This is a genomic window from Alkalicoccobacillus porphyridii (genome assembly GCF_007293315.1).
Taxonomy (GTDB): Bacteria; Bacillota; Bacilli; order Bacillales; family Bacillaceae_D; genus Alkalicoccobacillus; species Alkalicoccobacillus porphyridii.
This window is the reverse complement of sequence record NZ_VLXZ01000065.1, coordinates 1-398: the sequence shown is the minus strand read 5'-3', so window position 1 is coordinate 398 and position 398 is coordinate 1. Positions and strand designations below refer to the sequence as shown.

The 398-nt window shown below is 39.7% G+C and carries 1 protein-coding gene; it reads right to left on the bottom strand.

Annotated elements, in window-relative coordinates; all coding sequences use genetic code 11:
* The coding region (locus tag FN960_RS20845; protein WP_143850769.1) for a DDE-type integrase/transposase/recombinase at positions 1 to 398 on the bottom strand (398 nt) is incomplete at both ends.

Here is a 398-nt window from a genome sequence, read left to right as displayed (position 1 = left end):
ATTTTCTGTTTCAATTCTTCGTAAGACAACAGAGCCTTCCCATAATACATCTCTTGCTTCATAATACCGAAGAAGTTCTCCATTGAAGCATTGTCTGCACAGGTTGCTTTTCTAGACATGCTTTGAAAGATTTTGTGTTTCTTTAAGGTTTTGACCCACTTGTTGTGCTGGTAATGCCACCCTTGATCCGAATGGAGCGTTGTTCGATATCTAGCGCTCTTTTCAATAATGGGAAGGGCTTTTTCAAGAGCCGACACCACAAACTCAAGTGCAGGTCGTTTGGATATACTACTTGAAATGACTTCGCTATTACATAAGTCCATGATTGGACTGAAATAAAGCTTTTCTCCACCTTTGCACTTAAATTCAGTGACATCTGTCGTTAGTTTTTGAAGAGG